Below are 18,148 nucleotides of genomic sequence, written 5' to 3'. Positions count from 1 at the left end.
AAAATCGCCATCTACCGCCGGAAAACCATGGATCGTAGCATTGGCGGCATAGATGAGGAGACTTTCCATGCTTATCAATCCACCACTTGTTGTACTCGCTGTCGGCGCCTTTGGCATCGGCGTCACCGAGTTCGCGCCGATGGGCATGTTGCCCGGCATTGCCGCCGATCTCGGCGTTTCCATTCCCGCTGCGGGGTTGCTGGTCAGTGCCTACGCCTTGGGCGTGCTGCTCGGCGCGCCGCTGATGACCCTGACCACTGGCAAGATCCCCCGGCGCTATCTGCTGATCGGGCTGATGGCGATTTTCACCTTGGGTAACCTGATGTCGGCGCTGGCCACCGACTACTCCAGCCTGATGGTCGCCCGAGTGATCACCTCGCTCAATCACGGCGCATTCTTCGGGGTTGGCTCGGTGGTCGCCGCCAGCGTGGTCGCGCCGGAAAAACGCGCCGGCGCTGTCGCAGCGATGTTCATGGGCCTGACCCTGGCGACCATTGGCGGTGTGCCGCTGGCGGCCTGGTTCGGTGAGCTGTTCGGCTGGCGCACGGCGTTCTGGGGCATTACCGGCCTCGGTGTGCTGACCATGATCGCCTTGTGGTTCGCCCTGCCCAATCTGAAAGCAGAGCAAGGCGCGGGTGCGCTGGCGGAAATACGGGTATTGGGCCGCGGTCCGGTGTTGGCCGCGCTGGCCCTGACCGTGGTCGGCTCAAGTGCGATGTTCACCGTATTCACCTACATCGCGCCGATCCTCAGCAGCGAGACCCATGCCTCCGCCGCGTTCATCACCGCCATGCTGGTGTTGTTCGGAATCGGTTTGACGCTGGGCAACATGTGGGGTGGCAAGGCTGCCGACCGTTCGATCGACCGCACCCTGATCGTGTCACTGAGCGCATTGATTGTGGTGTTGCTGGCGTTCACGGTGCTGATGCGCTGGCCGCTGCCGGCCGCCGTGGCCATTCTGATCTGGGGTATCGCCAGTTTCGCCCTGGTGCCACCGCTGCAAATGCGCGTGATGGAAGCGGCCAAGGACGCGCCGAATCTGGCTTCGGCGGTGAACATCGGTGCCTTCAATTTCGGCAACGCGATCGGCGCGGCGCTGGGTGGCGCGGTGATCAATGCCGGGCTGGGTTATCCGGCGATTTCCCTGGCCGGCGCGGCGATGGCTGGTCTGGGGTTGCTGATGGTGCTGACGTTCGCCTGGCGCTCCAGAGCCAGTGCCGCTGCGCTGGCGTAAGTCTTCGCAGCGCTACGCCCCGCCCTGCTGATACTCGCGGGGCGTGCAGCCGAACTCGCGACGGAACACCGTGTGCAGGTACTGCGCCGATTTGAAGCCGCAGGCCTGGGCAATGTCGGCAATCGCAGCATCGGTGTTCTTCAAACCGCTGGTAGCCGCCGCCAGTTTGAAACGCAGAATCTCGTCATGCACGCTGCAACCGCGCTCGGCGCGGAAATGCGCTTCCAGCGATGAGCGCGACACGCCGACATACGCCGCCACTTGCGCGGTCTTGATGCCCTGACAGGCATATTGGCGGATGAACAGCAGCGCTTGCATGACGTAGGGATTGCCCAGCGGTTGGTGCAGGCTCGACACCTGCACATTGACCGCATCAGGCGGAATCAGGATTTGCGTGCCGGTGGACGGCATGCCGTGGAGCATCTGGTGCAGCAATTGCGCAGCGGTGCGGCCCATGGTTTCGGTGCCCTGAATCACCGAACTCAGCGGTACACGCGTCAGGCTGCGGGTCAGCGGGTCGTTGTCGATGCCGATCAGCGCGACCTGCTCCGGCACGGCGATGCCGGCGGTCAGGCAGGCTTGCAGCAACTGGCGGGCGCGGGCGTCGCTGACGGCGATGATCCCGATCGGTTTCGGCAGGCTGTGCAGCCAGGCGATCAGTTGTTCGACGGCGCTGTCCCACAGCGGCGCGCTGGTGCCCATGCCGCGATAGATCTCGGCGTGCAGGCCGTCGCGCTGCATCAGTTTGCGAAAAGCTTTTTCCCGCTCCTGCGCCCAGCGATTGGCCTGCGCTTCCGGCAGGCTGAAACAGGCAAAGCGCTGCAACCCCGCCTCGACCAGATGCGAATAAGCCAGAGTGATCAGTGCGTTGTTATCAGTGGCAACGTAGGGGATCGCTTTCGGATAGGCGCGCGCATCCTCGTAAGAACCGCCGACCGCCACCACCGGCAAATGAATGTCGGCCAGCGCCTCGCCGATCAGCGGATCGTCGAAGTCAGCAATGATGCCGTCACCCTGCCAACGCTCGATGCCCTTCAACCGGCAAAGAAAGTCCTCTTCCAGAAACAGGTCCCAGGAAGCGCGGGTGCTGCTCAGGTAGTTGCCAATGCCGCTGATGATTCCACGGTCGTAGATCTTGCTGCCGTTGAACAACAGGGCGATGCGGTGCACGGGCGGTAGGCTTTTCATTCAGTATCCGGATTTTGCGTAAAGCCATTCGCGAGCAAGCTCGCTCCCACACGGTTTTGTGAACGACACGAATCAAATGTGGGAGCGAGCCTGCTCGCGAAAGCGGCCTCAAATTGTTTTTGTACTGTTCCGGGCCGCCTTTTCGCGGCGACGATGGACACAGACTAGGCGCGAAGCCGCTGAAGCTCAATACGCAAAATCGCACTCACGGTTGAGGCTTTTCATAATCAGCGGGCACGGGGGCGTTGCTAGTATCGAGACACCGCCAAGAACAACAAGGACAAGGTCCATGCAGTATTTCCCCAATATCGAGCCGGTTCGCTACGAAGGCCCGAACAGTGATTCGCCCCTCGCTTTTCGTCACTACGATGCCGACAAACTGATCCTCGGCAAACCCATGCGCGAACACCTGCGCATGGCCGCCTGCTACTGGCACACCTTCGTCTGGCCGGGCTCCGATGTGTTCGGTGCCGGCACCTTCAAGCGCCCCTGGCAACGCAGTGGCGAACCGATGGAACTGGCTATCGGCAAGGCTCAAGCCGCCTTCGAGTTCTTCAGCAAACTGGGCATCGATTACTACTGCTTTCACGACACGGACGTCGCCCCCGAAGGCAATTCGCTGAAGGAGTACCGCGAACACTTCGCACAAATGGTCGATCGCCTCGAACAACATCAGGAACAAAGCGGCATCAAGCTGCTCTGGGGCACCGCCAACTGCTTCAGCAACCCACGTTTTGCCGCCGGTGCCGCGAGTAATCCCGATCCGGAAGTGTTCGCCTGCGCCGCCGCGCAAGTGTTCAGCGCGATGAACGCAACCCATCGCCTCAAGGGCTCCAACTACGTGTTATGGGGCGGTCGCGAAGGCTACGAAACCCTGCTCAATACCGACCTGAAACGTGAGCGCGAACAACTCGGGCGCTTCATGCGCATGGTGGTCGAGCACAAGCACAAGATCGGTTTCACCGGTGACCTGCTGATCGAGCCTAAGCCGCAGGAGCCGACCAAGCACCAATACGATTACGACAGCGCCACGGTGTTCGGCTTCCTCCAGCAGTACGGCCTGGAGAAGGAAATCAAGGTCAACATCGAAGCCAACCACGCGACCCTGGCCGGCCACAGCTTTCATCACGAAATTGCCACTGCCGCCTCGCTGGGGATTTTCGGCAGCATCGACGCCAACCGTGGCGATCCGCAGAACGGCTGGGACACCGACCAGTTCCCCAACAGCGTCGAAGAAATGACCCTGGCGACCTATGAAATCCTCAAGGCCGGCGGATTCAAGAATGGCGGCTTCAATTTCGACTCCAAGGTGCGCCGGCAGAGCCTCGACGAGATCGACCTGTTCCACGGCCACGTCGGCGCCATGGACGTTCTGGCCTTGTCGCTGGAACGCGCCGCCGCGATGGTTGAGAACGATCAACTGCAAGTGCTCAAGGATCAACGCTACGCCGGCTGGCGTCAGCCGTTCGGGCAAGCGGTGATGGCGGGCGACTTCAATCTCGAGTCGCTGGCCGAGCACGCGTTCACCAACGAGCTGAACCCGCAAGCCGTCAGTGGCCGTCAGGAAATGCTCGAAAACATCGTCAACCGCTATCTCTATCGCTGATCGCCGAGACCCTCTGCCGACGCAACGACGCTGTGACAATTGCACGACAATTCTGTACCTGCTGCGTCGGCAGATTCTCTACAGTTCTACCCAGCCCGATTCATCGTCAGGCCGTGTCTTTCCAACAAAAATAAAAGGACGCACCACCATGAAGAACTTGAAACGTACGCTGTTGGCCAGTGCCCTGGCGTTGTTGGCCCTGCCGGTAATGGCTGACGCTACCCACCCGAAAATCGGCTTTTCCATTGATGACCTGCGTCTGGAACGCTGGTCGCGCGATCGCGATTATTTCGTCGCGGCGGCGGAAAAAATGGACGCCAAAGTCTTCGTGCAATCGGCGGACGCCAACGAGCAGAAGCAGATTTCGCAGATCGAAAACCTTATCTCTCGCGGCGTCGATGTGATTGTCATCGTGCCGTTCAACGCGACAGTGCTGACCAACGCCGTGGCCGAGGCGAAGAAAGCCGGGATCAAAGTGGTGTCTTACGACCGGCTGATTCTCAACGCCGATGTCGACGCCTATATCTCCTTCGATAACGAAAAGGTCGGCGAGATGCAGGCCGGCGGCGTGCTGAAAGCGGCGCCCAAGGGCAATTACTTCTTGCTGGGTGGCGCGCCCACCGACAACAACGCCAAGATCCTCCGTGAAGGCCAGATGAAGGTGCTGCAACCGGCCATCGACAAGGGCGATATCAAGATCGTCGGCCAGCAGTGGGTCAAGGAATGGAACCCGACCGAAGCGCTGAGTATTGTCGAAAATGCCCTGACCCGTAACAACAACAAAATCGACGGCATCGTCGCCTCCAACGACGCCACCGCTGGCGGCGCCATCCAGGCATTGGCCGCGCAGCAACTGGCCGGCAAGGTGCCGATTTCCGGTCAGGACGCCGACCTCGCAGCGGTCAAACGCGTAATCGCCGGCACGCAAACCATGACCGTGTACAAACCGCTGAAACTCATCGCCTCCGAAGCGGCCAAGCTCTCGGTGCAACTGGCACGCAACGAAAAACCGGCCTACACCTCGCAGTACGACAACGGCAGCAAGAAAGTCGACACCATCCTGCTCACGCCAACGCCGTTGACCAAGGACAACATCGACTTGCTCGAACAGGATGGTTTCTACACCAAGGCGCAGATTGCCGGGCAGTGATCCGGTCGTAAATCTTGATCAGAGCTGTGGGAGCGAGCCTGCTCGCGAAAGCGGAGTGTCAGTCAGTAAAGCTCTGTCTGAAAAGGCCCCTTCGCGAGCAGGCTCGCTCCCACACAGGTTCAGTGGTGTTTGAGTCCCTGGTATACGAGCCTTTTCCATGTCCGACTATCTGCTGCAAATGAACGGCATCGTCAAAACCTTCGGCGGTGTCAAAGCGCTCAACGGCATCGACATCAAGGTCAGGCCCGGTGAATGCGTGGGCCTGTGCGGCGAGAATGGCGCCGGCAAGTCGACGCTGATGAAGATCCTCTCGGCGGTCTATCCCTATGGCACCTGGGACGGTGAAATCCTCTGGGACGGGCAACCGCTCCGGGCGCAATCGATCAGCGAAACCGAGGCCGCCGGCATCGTCATCATCCATCAGGAACTGACGTTGGTTCCCGACCTGTCGGTCGCCGAAAACATCTTCATGGGCCATGAGCTGACGCTGCCCGGCGGACGCATGAACTACCCGGCGATGATCCACCGCGCCGAAGCCTTGATGCGTGAATTGAAGGTGCCGGACATGAATGTTTCGCTGCCGGTTTCGCAGTACGGCGGCGGCTATCAGCAACTGGTGGAAATCGCCAAGGCCCTGAACAAACAGGCGCGCCTGCTGATTCTCGACGAACCCTCCTCAGCCCTGAGCCGCTCGGAAATCGAAGTGCTGCTGGACATCATCCGCGACCTCAAAGCCAAGGGCGTCGCCTGCGTCTACATCTCGCACAAGCTCGATGAAGTCGCCGCCGTGTGCGACACGATTTCAGTGATCCGCGACGGCAAACACATCGCCACCACCGCCATGGCCGACATGGACATTCCACAGATCATCACGCAGATGGTCGGCCGCGAAATGAGCAACCTCTACCCCAGCGAGCCGCACGAGATTGGCGAGGTGATTTTCGAGGCGCGCCATATCACTTGCTACGACGTCGACAACCCCAAGCGCAAACGGGTCGACGACATTTCCTTCAGCCTCAAGCGCGGCGAGATTCTCGGCATTGCCGGGCTGGTCGGAGCCGGCCGCACCGAACTGGTCACCGCATTGTTCGGCGCTTACCCCGGCCGCCACGAGGGCGAAGTCTGGCTGGACGGCCAGCCGATCGACACGCGCACGCCGCTGAAAGCGATCCGCGCCGGCCTGTGCCTGGTGCCCGAAGATCGCAAGCGCCAGGGCATCATTCCCGATCTCGGTGTCGGTCAGAACATCACCCTTGCCGTGCTCGAGAGCTATTCGAAAATGACCCGCATCGATGCCGAAGCCGAACTGGGCTGCATCGACCGGGAAATCTCCCGTCTGCATCTGAAAGCCGCAAGTCCGTCCCTGCCGATCACCAGCCTGTCGGGCGGCAATCAGCAGAAAGCCGTGCTGGCGAAAATGCTGCTGGCCAAACCGCGCGTACTGATTCTCGACGAGCCGACCCGAGGCGTGGACGTCGGTGCCAAGTACGAGATCTACAAATTGATGGGCGCGCTGGCCGCCGAAGGCGTGTCGATCATCATGGTTTCGTCGGAACTGGCCGAAGTGCTCGGCGTCTCCGACCGCGTGCTGGTGATCGGCGAAGGCCAGTTGCGCGGCGATTTCGTCAACCATGAGCTGACCCAGGAACAGGTACTCGCCGCCGCTCTCAGCCAGCCGGGCAGCCATAACAATAATGATCGGAAAACCGCGTAAATGAATCAGGTCAAACAACTGTTCACCCGCTACAAGATGCTCGCGCTGGTATTTGCCGTGGTGCTGATCTGGCTGTTCTTCAGCTGGCAGACCGAAGGCGGTTTCCTCACCCCGCGCAATCTTTCCAACCTGCTGCGGCAGATGTCGATTACCGGAATCCTCGCCTGCGGCATGGTGCTGGTGATCATCAGCGGCGAGATCGATTTGTCGGTGGGCTCATTGCTCGGCCTGCTCGGCGGCCTCGCGGCGATACTCGACGTGGTCTATCACATTCCGCTGCTGGCGAATCTCAGTCTGGTTGCCCTGTGCGGTCTGGTCATCGGGCTTGCCAACGGCTACATGGCGGCGTACTTGCGCATCCCCTCATTCATTGTCGGCCTGGGCGGCATGTTGGCGTTTCGCGGGATTTTGCTGGGGATCACCGGCGGCACCACCATCGCCCCGGTTTCGCCGGAGCTGGTCTACGTCGGCCAGGGTTATCTGCCCCACGCGATCGGCACTGGCCTGGGTGTGCTGCTGTTTGTACTGACGGTTTTTCTGACCTGGAAACAACGACGCAACCGCGCCCTGCATGGCCTGGCGGCGCATTCGCTGGTGCGTGATGTTGTGCGCGTGCTGGTGATCGGCGCGGTGCTGGCCGGTTTCGTCCAGACCCTCAACAGCTATGACGGCATTCCCGTGCCGGTGCTGCTGTTGCTGATTCTGCTCGGGGTGTTCAGCTACGTCACCAGCCAGACCGTGTTCGGCCGCCGGGTGTATTCGGTCGGCAGCAACATGGAAGCCACGCGCCTGTCGGGCATCAATGTGCAAGCGGTCAAGCTGTGGATCTTCGGCATCATGGGCGTGATGTGCGCCCTCGCCGGCGTGGTCAACACCGCACGCCTCGCCGCCGGCTCACCGTCCGCCGGCAGCATGGGCGAACTCGACGCCATCGCCGCCTGCTTCATCGGCGGCACCTCCATGCGCGGCGGCTCCGGCACCGTCTACGGCGCCCTCCTCGGCGCACTGGTGATCACCAGCCTGGATAACGGCATGTCGATGCTCGACGTGGATAGCTACTGGCAGATGATCGTCAAGGGCAGCATTCTGGTGTTGGCGGTCTGGGTGGATGTGAGTACGCGCACGGCGCGGCGTTGAAACGTTGCAGGTGAGTTGGTAAAACGCAAATGAGGCCTGATCACAGGCCTCACTTTTTCCTATCAACGGCGTGAACCGTCTCTTGCGACTGGCTTAAGCGTGCTTTTCCGGGTTCTGGCCAGCCCGTCAGGGCATCCACTGCCACGGCGGCTGGCACCGACGCTACATTCAAACGCCATCCACCGCCGGATAATCCCCATACCCTTCCCAACCCTGGCTGAACCAAGTGCTCATTTCGCTTTCCGCCAATGGCAACTGCCGAGCGAATCTCAGCGGCAGATCCGGATTGGCTATAAACGGCCGTCCAAACGCAATCGCATCGGCGAGCCCGGCATCCAGTTGCGCTTGTGCCCTGGCGAAACCGTAGTCCGAATTGAGGATCAGCACGCCTTTGAACACGTCGCGAATCATCCCGGCCAGTGGCGGGCGTTCGGACTTGCCGAAGGTGCCGTCCAGCGGTGGTTCGCGGACTTCCAGATGAGCGATGCCAATCGCTGACAGCACTTCGGCGGCGCGGATGAACAGCGCTTCGGGATCGCTGTCGCGGATGCCCTGCTCGTAGCTGCTTGGAGTCAAGCGCACGCCAGTGCGGTCGGCGCCGATGACTTCGGCCACCGCCTCGGTCACTTCCTTGAGCAAGCGGATACGGTTGTTGATCGAGCCGCCGTACGCATCGGTGCGAAAATTGTCGCTGTCGCGCAGGAACTGGTCGAGCAGATAGCCGTTGGCGGCGTGGATCTGCACGCCATCGAAACCCGCCTCGATTGCGTTGCGAGTGGCCTGACGAAAGTCTTCCAGCAGTGCGGGAATTTCTTCCAGCGGCAACGCACGCGCCGGTGTATACGGCTGCTTGCCGGCGTACGTATGCGCCTGTCCCGGCGCGGTGGTGACCGATGCGGAAACCGGCTGGCCGCCGCCAAGGAAACTCGGGTGCACGACCCGGCCCATGTGCCAGAGCTGCGCGATGATCCGGCCGCCAGCGCCATGCACGGCATCGGTGACCTTGCGCCAGCTGGCGACCTGTTCGGCCGACCAAATGCCTGTCGCATACGGCCAGCCCAGACCTTGCTGGCTGATGCCGATCGCTTCGGAAATGATCAGGCCGGCACTGGCGCGCTGGCGGTAATACTCGACCATCATCTCGGTCGGGACGTGCTCGCGAGTGCCGCGCGCGCGGGTCATCGGTGCCATCAGGATGCGGTTGGGCAAATCGAGCGCGCCGAGGCGCACGGAATCAAATAACGATGTCATGTTCAGGCTCTCAAAAAGGTGGGCAGGATCAAACCAGGCGTGCGCCGCCGTCGATGTTGAGCACGGCGCCGTTCATGAAGGTGTTGCTCATCAGGAAAACCACTGCCGCGCCCGCTTCTGCAGCTGTGCCGAGGCGATGCAGGGGCAGCACCTGCTCAAGAGAAGCGACAAATGCATCCCGCCCCTCGCCCAGTGCCTTGCCCAGAATCGGGGTGTTGATCGGGCCGGGCGAAAGCGTGTTGACTCGCACCGGTGCCAACTCAAGGGCCAGACCGCGAGCCAGTGCTTCCATGGCTGCCGAGGCGGCGGCGAGTACGGCGGTGCCGTAGGCATTCGGGCGATCAGCGAGAGAACCGGAGATAAACGTGATCGAGCCGTCTTTTGCCAGCCTGTCGCCAAGGACCCGAATCGCATTGATCGATGCCCAGATGCGTTCGTCGAACGCGCGGTGCAGATAATCGAGATCAGCCGCGCGCACGGTGCCAGCGACAAACGTGCCGGCGAGCAGAACGAGGTGATCGACCTGAAGGATATCGGCCAGTGCAGTATCGAGAGCCTGGCTATCGGTCACGTCGGCCGCGCGCCAGCCATCGAGCCCGTGCTCGCTGGCGGCCTGCTCGGCACGTGCAGCGTTCGAGCCGATGACGATGACCTTGGCGCCAGCGGCTTTCGCTTGCACCGCAGCGGCCAGGCCGATGCCGGAGGTGCCGCCGAAAATGACCACGGTTTTGTCGGTGAGTGTGGAAGGCAGGGTTTGGCTGATGTTCATGCTGAGTCTCCATCTGGAACACCTGAATGGCGTTCGATGGGCAAAGACTACGTTTTGGAAGCCACATTGATAATTGGGCCAGAAGTCGCTTTACTAGTGCCATGAAGGCACAAATTGGATTGGATCGTTTAACCGGGCTCATCGCCTTTGCACGAGCGGCTTCGCTGGGCAGCTACACGGCTGCCGCTCGGGCACTGTCGGTGTCGCCGTCGGCCATCAGCAAAAGCGTGCAACGGCTCGAAGAGCATTTCGGCCTGATGCTGTTTACTCGCACCACGCGCTCGCTGGTACTCACCCCGGAGGGCCGTGATCTATACGAACGGGCGCTGCGGATTCTGCGCGAAGTCGAAGACATCGATCAGGCCGCCGTTGCTTCACGCGCTGAGCCATCGGGCGTATTGAAGGTCACCGCGCCGTTGCCGATTGGACTGAATATCCTCGCGCCGGCCCTGCCGAGATTTCGCGAGCAATATCCAAAGGTGACGATCGATCTACGACTCGGCGATCAGTATGCCGACCTCATCGAACAAGGCATCGACGTCGCGGTTCGGGTTGGCAATCTTGCGGATTCGCGACTGATTTCTCGCCCGCTGGGCCCGCATCGAATCGGTGCGTTCGCATCACCGGACTATCTGCAGCGCAAGGGTACTCCGCTTACGGCCGAGGATCTCGCCGAGCATGAGTGCGTGAATTTCCGCTATCAAAGCACCGGGCAGAGTTTGCGCTGGCCGTATCTAGCCGGTGACAGACAGTTGGAACTGGCACCCGACGCGGCCTTCACCGTTGATGCCAGCGATGCGGTCGCGGCGGTGCTGGCTGCCGGCGGCGGCATCGGTATTTCGCCGCACTACGTAGCGGCGGCGTATGTTCGTCGGGGCGAACTGGTCCCGGTGCTGCCACAGTTCACCGTCGAACGCTTCGCCATTACCGCGTTGTGGCCGGAGAGCCGTCGCGGTAGCCCGAATGTCAAAGCGTTCACGGCGTTTTTGCTTGAGTTGTTCCCTGCAACGCCGCCTTGGGATGAGGTCATCCAGACGTACGTAGAGGGTTCAGGTCCGGCCTGACGGTTCATAGCGAACGTTTTGCAATCCACTGCTTGTACTGTCCGGTGCGAAAGAACATCGCCAACTGTTGTGACAGCAATCGCGCAACCTACTGTGGAAACGGGCTTGCTCGCGAAAGCGCTCTGCCGGTCGCCATCCGTGTTGACCGTTCTGGCCCCTTCGCGAGCAAGCTCGCTCCCACAGGTTTTTTGGCATGGCTGGGGATTGGTGGCGTGCCAGCACCGACTGGTTTTCGTCAGTGCGCCAATTCTCATCGTCCCGCCCCCAGTCCATAACCTTTGAACTGACTTGAAACCTGTACGCGTCGGCAGGCCAATCAAGCGCTCACGTTGCCCGAATCACTTATGCACAAGCAGCGACTTGCGCGCTGCCTTGTCCTGCTTCATGGCGGCGATTTCCCGCTCGCACGCTTCGACATCGAAGGAGTTGTCCCACTTGGCAATGGCAATGGTGCCAATGCCGTTGCCGATCAGGTTGGTCACCGCTCGCGCCTCGTTGAGGAAGCGGTCGATGCCCAACAGCAACACCAGGCCCACCAGAGGTATGGAGTGAATGGTGGTGAGCGTGGCCGCCAAGGTCACGAATCCTGCCCCCGCCACACCGGCCGAGCCCTTGGAGGTCAGCAGGAACACGCCGAGCAGAATCATCTGATCCATGAAGGTCAGCGGCGTGTTGGTCGCCTGGGCGATGAAGATTGCTGCCATGGTCAGGTAGATGCAGGTGCCGTCCGCGTTGAACGTGTAGCCCGTCGGCAGGACCATGCCGACCACGGATTTCTTGCAGCCGAGCTTTTCCAGTTTGACCATCATTCGCGGCAGCACCGCTTCGGTCGAACAGGTGCCCAGGGTGATCAGGATTTCATCCTTGAAATAACGCAGAAACTGCATCAGCGGCATGCCCGACCATCGCGCCACCGCGCCCAATACAACGACGATGAAGATCAGCGTGGTGATGTACAGCGCGACCAGCAACTGCCCCAGCGACAGCAGAGTGCCGATGCCGTATTTGCCGATGGTGAATGCCATGCCGGCTCCCGCGCCCAGCGGCGCCAGACGCATGACCATCGCGACGATTTTGAACAGACCTTGCAGGAACAGATCGATGGTGTTGATCAGCGGTTTGCTGGTTTCGCCCATTTGCACCAAGGCGACGCCCATCAGCACCGACAACAGAATCACTTGCAGCATGACGCCATTGGAGAAAGCGCCGAGGAATGTGTGCGGAATGATATTGAGGAAGAATTCGACGAGGCCGCCCTGCTCGCTCGCCGCCTGGCTGTATTTGTTGACAGCGCTGCCATCGAGGGTGCCGGCGTTGATGTTCATGCCGGCACCGGGCTTGACCACGTTGACTACGATCAGGCCGACCACCAGTGCGATGGTGGAAAGAATCTCGAAGTAGATCAGCGCTTTCACACCGATCCGTCCGACCTCCTTGATACTGCCCATCTTGGCGATACCGACCACCACCGTGCCGAAAATGATCGGCGCCAGAAGCATCTTGATCAGCTTGATGAAACCGTCGGCAAACGGCTGCAGCTTGGTGCCGATGTCCGGCACGAAGTAACCGATGGCCGCGCCGATGACAATGCCGATCAGCACTTGCACATAGAGCTGGCTGTACCAGCGTGATTTTGAAGTTTCCACGGAAGCACCTCATTTTATTGTTGTGGTGGGCATGTGGCTTTGGCGTCGAGGAAGACGCCCGAAGATGCGGCCTCGGAAATCGAGGCCGCAGATGAAACCGAATCAGCCCTCGCCCAGTTCGCGCATGACGGCATACAGCGCAGACTTGGCTTCGAAGCCGACGCCCGGAATATCCGGCAGCCCGACGTAGCCGTTTTCTACGCGGATGCCATCGGCAAAACCGCCGAAGGGCTGGAACACGTCCGGGTACGATTCGTTGCCGCCCAGGTGCAGACCAGCGGCGATGTTCAGCGACATCTGGTGACCGCCATGTGGCACCACGCGGCGCGAAGACCAACCCAGCTCTTCCATCACTTTCAGGGTGCGCATGTACTCGACGAGACCGTAGGACAGCGCGCAGTCGAATTGCAGGTAATCGCGGTCAGGACGCATGCCGCCGTGGCGCAACAGGTTGCGGGCGTCCTGGTGAGAGAACAGGTTTTCGCCGGTGGCCATCGGCAGTTCGTAGTGATTGGCCAGCTCGGCCTGGAGCGCATAATCCAGCGGGTCGCCGACTTCTTCGTACCAGAACAGGTTGTACTTCTTGATCGCTTCGGCGTACGCGATACCGGTCTGCAGATCGAAGCGGCCGTTGGCATCGACCGCCAGGCGCTGGCCGTCGCCCACCACTTCGAGCACCGCCTCAATGCGGCGGATATCTTCGTCCAGCGGCACCGCGCCGATCTTCATCTTGACCACGTCGTAGCCACGATCCAGATAGCTCTGCATTTCGGCCTTGAGTTTGCTCTGGTCCTTGCCCGGGTAGTAATAGCCACCCGCCGCGTACACCCAGACTTTGTCATCGGCCACACCGTTGCGATAACGATCGGCAAGCAGGCGATACAGCGGCTTGCCTTCGATCTTCGCCACCGCGTCCCACACCGCCATATCGATGGTGCCGACCGCTACCGAACGCTCGCCATGCCCGCCCGGTTTTTCGTTGGTCATCAGGGTTTTCCAGATGGCGAACGGATCGAGGTTATTGTTCTCGTGATCGATCAGGGTTTCCGGGTCGGCTTCAGTGATCCGCGCCAGAAAACGATCGCGCATCAACGCGCCCTGGCCGTAGCGACCGTTGGAGTTGAAGCCGTAACCGATGACCGGTTTGCCGTCGCGGATCACGTCGGTAATGACCGCAACGACCGAGCAGGTCATCTTCGAAAAATTGATGTAGGCATTGGCGATCGGGGAAGCAATGGAGACGGTTTTTTCACGGATATCGACGATACGCATGACGGGTTCCTCTTGTTGTGGTGACCCAACGTTATGCTTTGCGATGACACCCGCCCAATGCTATTAATGCCGCGCCCTATGCACAGGAGGCATTGCCCTTGGAACTGGTTTGGCTTGAGGATTTTTCAGCACTGGCCGAGTACGGCAGCTTTGTCCGGGCCGCCGAAGCGCGCCATGTGACGCAGCCGGCGTTCAGTCGTCGGGTGCGTTCACTGGAGAACTGGATGGGTGTCGAATTGTTCGTGCGCACCCCGCAGGGCGCGACGTTGACCGAGGCCGGCAGGCAGATTTTGCCCAGCGCCCAGGAAGCGGCCAGACGCCTTTACCGCATGCGCTCCGAGGCCCAGGAAGTGGCTGGCATGGCCGCGAAAACCTTGCAGTTTGCTGCCACTCACTCACTGTCATTCACCTTCTTCCCACGCTGGTTGCGCAGCGCCGAAAGTGGCGCGCCGATCGATGCGGTTCGCCTGCATTCCGACAGCATGGCCGTGTGCGAACAGATGCTGATTCATGGCCAGGTGCAGTTCCTGCTATGCCATCGCCACCCCGACGTTCCGCCATTACTGGCGCCTGATCAGTTCATTGGCAAGAAGGTCGGCGAGGACGTACTTGTGCCGCTGGCGAGTGCTTCAGCCCAGTTCGGCACGTCGCCTGAAACCCTGCCCTATCTGGCCTACACCCACGAATCCGGCCTGGGCCGAATCGTCGCCCACAGACTGCACGGCAAGGCCGATTATCTGCATTTGAAACCGCTGTTCAGCAGCCATCTGGCGGCAGTGCTGATGTCGATGGCGCTGGAAAGCAAAGGCGTCGCCTGGCTGCCGAAAAGCCTGACCGAACAGGAAATGGCTGACGGGCGTCTGGTCAGGGCACTGGATGAAAGTTGGGATATTCCACTGGAAATACACCTGACTCGCCCGACGGCACCGATCAGCCCTTCGGCGGAGGAATTCTGGGCGAAGCTGGGAGAGTAACTCTATCGAGCAGCCCCTCACCCCAGCCCTCTCCCGAGGGAGAGGGAGCCGATTCGGGTGCTGTTCAAAACCTGAGTTCGACCCGGTATTTCAGGTCGGCGAATTTCTACTAAACACCTCGGTCAGTCCCCTCTCCCTCCGGGAGAGGGCTAGGGTGAGGGGCTTTGGGCCTTTGATTCGATTAGGCGACCGTCAGCCCCGTCCATTGCTCCGACAACCCCCAAAGTCGCTCAGCCAGCTCAGCATCCGCCGCCCATTTCGCAACACCCTTGCGGCCTGCTTCCGGTTCATTGACCGGCGCAACATTGCAGTCTTCGCAATACACGCCGCCCAAATCCGCAAGCAATGCACTGGTTGCGCACCACAACCCCGTCGCCGCGCCTTGCTCGACAGTTTTCAGTCCATTGTGCGCATCCAGCCGTGGCCGGCCCTGCTCATCCAGCGCATCGAATGCGGCAAGTTCCGCTGTGCTGAGGTGCCGTGCCAGATCCGTCAGAATCTGCCCGGGATGCAACGAGAATGCGCGGACGCCATGGCTACGCCCACGCTGATCGAGTGCGATGGCAAACAAGGCGTTGGCGGTTTTCGACTGGCCATAGGCGACCCATTTGTCATACGGCCGCTGCGAGAAATCAATGTCGTCAAAATCGACTCCGGCAATCTGATGCCCGCGCGATGACACCGACAGCACCCGCGCCCGTCGAGCCTTGACCAGCGCGGGCCAGAGGCCGCAGGTCAGGCGGTAATGACCGAGATGGTTGGTCGCGAACTGGCTTTCATGGCCATCGGTATCGCGCAGCAACGGCGCGGCCATGATTCCGGCGCAGTTGATCAGCAAGGACACTGGCTGACCCGCGCTGACCACGCTGTGGCTGAACGCCGCCACCGACTCGGCCTGCATGAGGTCCATGGGCATCACGCGGACACCGTCCACTCCAGCCAATGCAGCCTCAGCTCGCGCGGTGTCTCTGGCCGGCACGATAATTTGCGCCCCTGCCGCAGCGAGGCTTTTCACCGTCAGCAGACCGAGGCCGGAATAGCCGCCGGTCACCACTACGAGTTGCCCGCGCAGATCAATGCCGGCCATGACTTCAGCCGCTGTGCTGGCGGCGTTGAACGGTGATTGCACAGGTTGTTGAAGCGTGGCCATGGGTGTAATCCTGAGTGAGCTATCGAAGGCCTTCATTCTTGGCTAAGCTCTGGGGACGAACCAGTCTGATAAATCCAGGTTTCTGTCGTGATCATCCAAAATCCTGCTGGCGATCCACTTTCTGCCGTATTGGCGCTCTCGGAACTGCGCGCAGCCTGCTCGGTTCGCTTGCAAGCGGGAGGCGTCTGGGCGCTGCGATTTCAACCCATCGAACTGAAATTCAACGTGGTGCGACGAGGCGAATGCTGGCTGCGCATGCAAGGCATGCCGGCGCGACTGTTGCAGGCCGGCGACTGTTTTGTGGTGTCGCGCACGCCGTTCATTCTGGCCAGCGGCGCCGATGTCGAAGCGATTAACGCAGCGGAGGTTTTCGCCCATGACGGCGCCTCGGCGACCTTTGGCGTCGGCGAGGAAGTCGAGTTGCTGGGCGGCAGCGTGTCGCTGTCGGGACCCGGTGCAACTGAACTGCTCGATGTGCTGCCGACCTCGCTGATCATTCGTGCCGAAACCGCAGGCGCTTCGTCGTTCGGCTGGCTGCTCGATGAACTGGGGCGCGAGTGGCCGTCGCATCAGCCTGGCTCGCAGGCGATGTGCAACGACCTGCTGCGGCTGATCTTCATCCATGCGCTGCGCCATCACATCAACAGCGCGGATGCCGAACAACTGGCCTGGCTGGGCGGACTGCGGGAACCGGCGATTGCCGGCGTGTTGCGCGCCATTCACGCTGCTCCGCAGAAGCCTTGGCGCCTGACGCAAATGGCCCAGATGGCCTGCATGTCGCGATCGGGTTTCGCCGCGTTATTCAAAACTTGCATGGGTGTAGCGCCGGTCGAGTACGCCACGCGCTGGCGGATGCGCGTCGCCGCGTTTCGCTTGCGCAATGGCCGGGACACTGTGGCGACCGTTGCTGCTTCACTGGGCTATCTGTCCGACGCGGCATTTGGCGCTGCCTTCCGCCGCGTGCACGGAATATCGCCGGGGCAATACCGGCGCGATCCACTCTTATAGTCCGATGATCAAGGTTATGATCGCGACAACCGCCGCCAAGGACATCCGCCGATGCCTGCCATGAAAACCCGCCCCACCTCCGCGCCATTGCTCAAGCCCGGCGAAACCGTGGTGCTGTTCGACGGTGTGTGCAAACTGTGCAACGGCTGGGCGCGCTTTCTGATTCGCCATGACCGTCAGCGCCATGTGCGGCTGGCGACCGTGCAATCGCCCGAGGGCCAAGCCTTGCTGGCGTGGGCCGGTTTGCCGCTGGATGAGTTCGATACCATGGCGGTGATCCGCGACCGCAATTATTGGGAGCGATCAGATGCATTCCTTGCAGTGGTCGGGCAACTGCCGATGCGCTGGCAGCCGCTGAAACTGCTGCGGATTTTCCCGCGCCGCCTGCGTGACTGGGCTTACGATCGAATCGCGCTGAACCGCTATCGGCTGTTCGGCAAGTACGACACTTGCCTGCTGCCAACAGCGGATCATGAAAGCCGCTTTCTAAAAGCCCACGGTTAACCCGACCAGTTGCACCGGTGTCATCTTCGTCACCATCATCAGCACGATGACAAACATCCCGGCGAACCCGGCGATGCCCATCCAGAACCACCAGCGGTAAGTGCTTGCAAAGCGATCATCCAGAGGCAGGCCGCCCTCGCCCGCGCTCAGCGCCATCTTCTGCAGACGCTTTTGCAATACCAGTACAGGCAGCCACAGTGCGCCTACGCAGAAGAAAATGATCAGCGACGTCAGCAGCCACTCACTGCTCATCGAAAGCCCGGAAAGCCGCATCAGCAGATAGCCGGTGATGACCTGCACAATCCCTGCCGGCGTGGTGATCCACGTATCGAAACGCACCACCATCCTTGCGACATGGGCGATCACTTGCGGGTTGCCGCTGCGGCTGGCGGCGATCAGGTAGAGGTAGGAGCCCATGCCGAAACCGAAGAGGAAAATCGCCGCGATTACATGCAGGTACTTCAGGCAGAGATAGACCATC

Annotated in this window: 16 protein-coding genes; 9 read left to right on the top strand and 7 right to left on the bottom strand. The window is 60.9% G+C overall.

Going from position 1 to position 18,148, the window contains the following annotated elements:
• Window positions 1-67: 67 nt before the first annotated feature.
• Complete coding sequence (locus PSH90_RS11005; RefSeq protein WP_305382740.1) at window positions 68-1,234, top strand: MFS transporter; 1,167 nt, start codon at window positions 68-70, stop codon at window positions 1,232-1,234.
• A gap of 12 nt (window positions 1,235-1,246) precedes the next feature.
• Here PSH90_RS11005 and PSH90_RS11000 read toward each other — a convergent pair whose 3' ends face one another.
• Complete coding sequence (locus PSH90_RS11000) at window positions 1,247-2,422, bottom strand: DNA-binding transcriptional regulator (RefSeq protein ID WP_016774329.1); 1,176 nt, start codon at window positions 2,420-2,422, stop codon at window positions 1,247-1,249.
• Window positions 2,423-2,711: 289 nt separating this feature from the next.
• On the opposite strand from PSH90_RS11000, the gene xylA reads away from it, so the two are divergent.
• The 4 genes from xylA to PSH90_RS10980 all read left to right on the top strand — a co-directional run bounded on the left by xylA (window position 2,712) and on the right by PSH90_RS10980 (window position 8,029).
• Window positions 2,712-4,028 (top strand): xylose isomerase, encoded by a 1,317-nt coding sequence (gene xylA / locus PSH90_RS10995; RefSeq protein ID WP_110599155.1) that lies wholly within the window; start codon window positions 2,712-2,714, stop codon window positions 4,026-4,028.
• Window positions 4,029-4,176: 148 nt separating this feature from the next.
• Complete coding sequence (xylF, locus tag PSH90_RS10990; RefSeq protein ID WP_016774327.1) at window positions 4,177-5,178, top strand: D-xylose ABC transporter substrate-binding protein; 1,002 nt, start codon at window positions 4,177-4,179, stop codon at window positions 5,176-5,178.
• 157 nt (window positions 5,179-5,335) lie between these two features.
• A complete protein-coding gene (xylG, locus tag PSH90_RS10985) occupies window positions 5,336-6,892 on the top strand; it encodes a D-xylose ABC transporter ATP-binding protein (protein WP_305382739.1) in 1,557 nt (518 codons plus the stop codon).
• On the top strand, window positions 6,893-8,029 hold the full coding sequence (locus PSH90_RS10980; RefSeq protein ID WP_076563313.1) for a sugar ABC transporter permease: 1,137 nt from the start codon (window positions 6,893-6,895) through the stop codon (window positions 8,027-8,029). It begins immediately after the preceding gene.
• A gap of 168 nt (window positions 8,030-8,197) precedes the next feature.
• Here the strand turns inward: PSH90_RS10980 and PSH90_RS10975 are convergent, their stop codons facing one another.
• Window positions 8,198-9,280, bottom strand: a complete 1,083-nt coding sequence (locus PSH90_RS10975) for an alkene reductase (RefSeq protein ID WP_252869259.1) — start codon at window positions 9,278-9,280, stop codon at window positions 8,198-8,200.
• Between the two features lie 28 nt (window positions 9,281-9,308).
• Window positions 9,309-10,049 carry an SDR family oxidoreductase gene (locus tag PSH90_RS10970; protein WP_056784894.1) on the bottom strand — a complete coding sequence of 247 codons (741 nt, stop codon included), beginning with the start codon at window positions 10,047-10,049 and terminating at the stop codon, window positions 9,309-9,311.
• A 26-nt stretch (window positions 10,050-10,075) separates the two neighbouring features.
• Here PSH90_RS10970 and PSH90_RS10965 point away from each other — a divergent pair, with 26 nt between their 5' ends.
• Window positions 10,076-11,113 carry a LysR family transcriptional regulator gene (locus PSH90_RS10965; protein ID WP_236708157.1) on the top strand — a complete coding sequence of 346 codons (1,038 nt, stop codon included), beginning with the start codon at window positions 10,076-10,078 and terminating at the stop codon, window positions 11,111-11,113.
• A 338-nt stretch (window positions 11,114-11,451) separates the two neighbouring features.
• On the opposite strand, the gene dctA is transcribed toward PSH90_RS10965, so the two are convergent.
• On the bottom strand, window positions 11,452-12,759 hold the full coding sequence (gene dctA / locus PSH90_RS10960) for a C4-dicarboxylate transporter DctA (RefSeq protein ID WP_305382737.1): 1,308 nt from the start codon (window positions 12,757-12,759) through the stop codon (window positions 11,452-11,454).
• A 102-nt stretch (window positions 12,760-12,861) separates the two neighbouring features.
• Window positions 12,862-14,031 carry a mandelate racemase/muconate lactonizing enzyme family protein gene (locus PSH90_RS10955; protein WP_305382735.1) on the bottom strand — a complete coding sequence of 390 codons (1,170 nt, stop codon included), beginning with the start codon at window positions 14,029-14,031 and terminating at the stop codon, window positions 12,862-12,864.
• A 98-nt stretch (window positions 14,032-14,129) separates the two neighbouring features.
• On the opposite strand from PSH90_RS10955, the gene PSH90_RS10950 reads away from it, so the two are divergent.
• A complete protein-coding gene (locus tag PSH90_RS10950; RefSeq protein ID WP_024012581.1) occupies window positions 14,130-15,005 on the top strand; it encodes a LysR family transcriptional regulator in 876 nt (291 codons plus the stop codon).
• Between the two features lie 181 nt (window positions 15,006-15,186).
• On the opposite strand, the gene PSH90_RS10945 is transcribed toward PSH90_RS10950, so the two are convergent.
• The gene (locus tag PSH90_RS10945) at window positions 15,187-16,155 is read right to left on the bottom strand and encodes an oxidoreductase (protein WP_305382733.1); all 969 of its coding nucleotides are present in this window, start codon (window positions 16,153-16,155) and stop codon (window positions 15,187-15,189) included.
• A gap of 87 nt (window positions 16,156-16,242) precedes the next feature.
• Between PSH90_RS10945 and PSH90_RS10940 the strand changes: the two genes are divergently transcribed.
• Both PSH90_RS10940 and PSH90_RS10935 read left to right on the top strand, forming a co-directional pair.
• Window positions 16,243-17,163, top strand: a complete 921-nt coding sequence (locus PSH90_RS10940) for an AraC family transcriptional regulator (protein ID WP_305382731.1) — start codon at window positions 16,243-16,245, stop codon at window positions 17,161-17,163.
• 51 nt (window positions 17,164-17,214) lie between these two features.
• A complete protein-coding gene (locus tag PSH90_RS10935; RefSeq protein WP_305382730.1) occupies window positions 17,215-17,667 on the top strand; it encodes a thiol-disulfide oxidoreductase DCC family protein in 453 nt (150 codons plus the stop codon).
• On the opposite strand, the gene PSH90_RS10930 is transcribed toward PSH90_RS10935, so the two are convergent.
• On the bottom strand, window positions 17,650-18,147 hold the full coding sequence (locus PSH90_RS10930) for a DUF2269 domain-containing protein (RefSeq protein WP_305382729.1): 498 nt from the start codon (window positions 18,145-18,147) through the stop codon (window positions 17,650-17,652). The genes PSH90_RS10935 and PSH90_RS10930 overlap by 18 nt on opposite strands.
• Window position 18,148: the final 1 nt, after the last annotated feature.

This window comes from Pseudomonas sp. FP1762, from assembly GCF_030687105.1.
GTDB classification, from domain to species: domain Bacteria; phylum Pseudomonadota; class Gammaproteobacteria; order Pseudomonadales; family Pseudomonadaceae; genus Aquipseudomonas; species Aquipseudomonas siliginis.
This window is presented reverse-complemented; position numbering and strand designations above follow the sequence as displayed.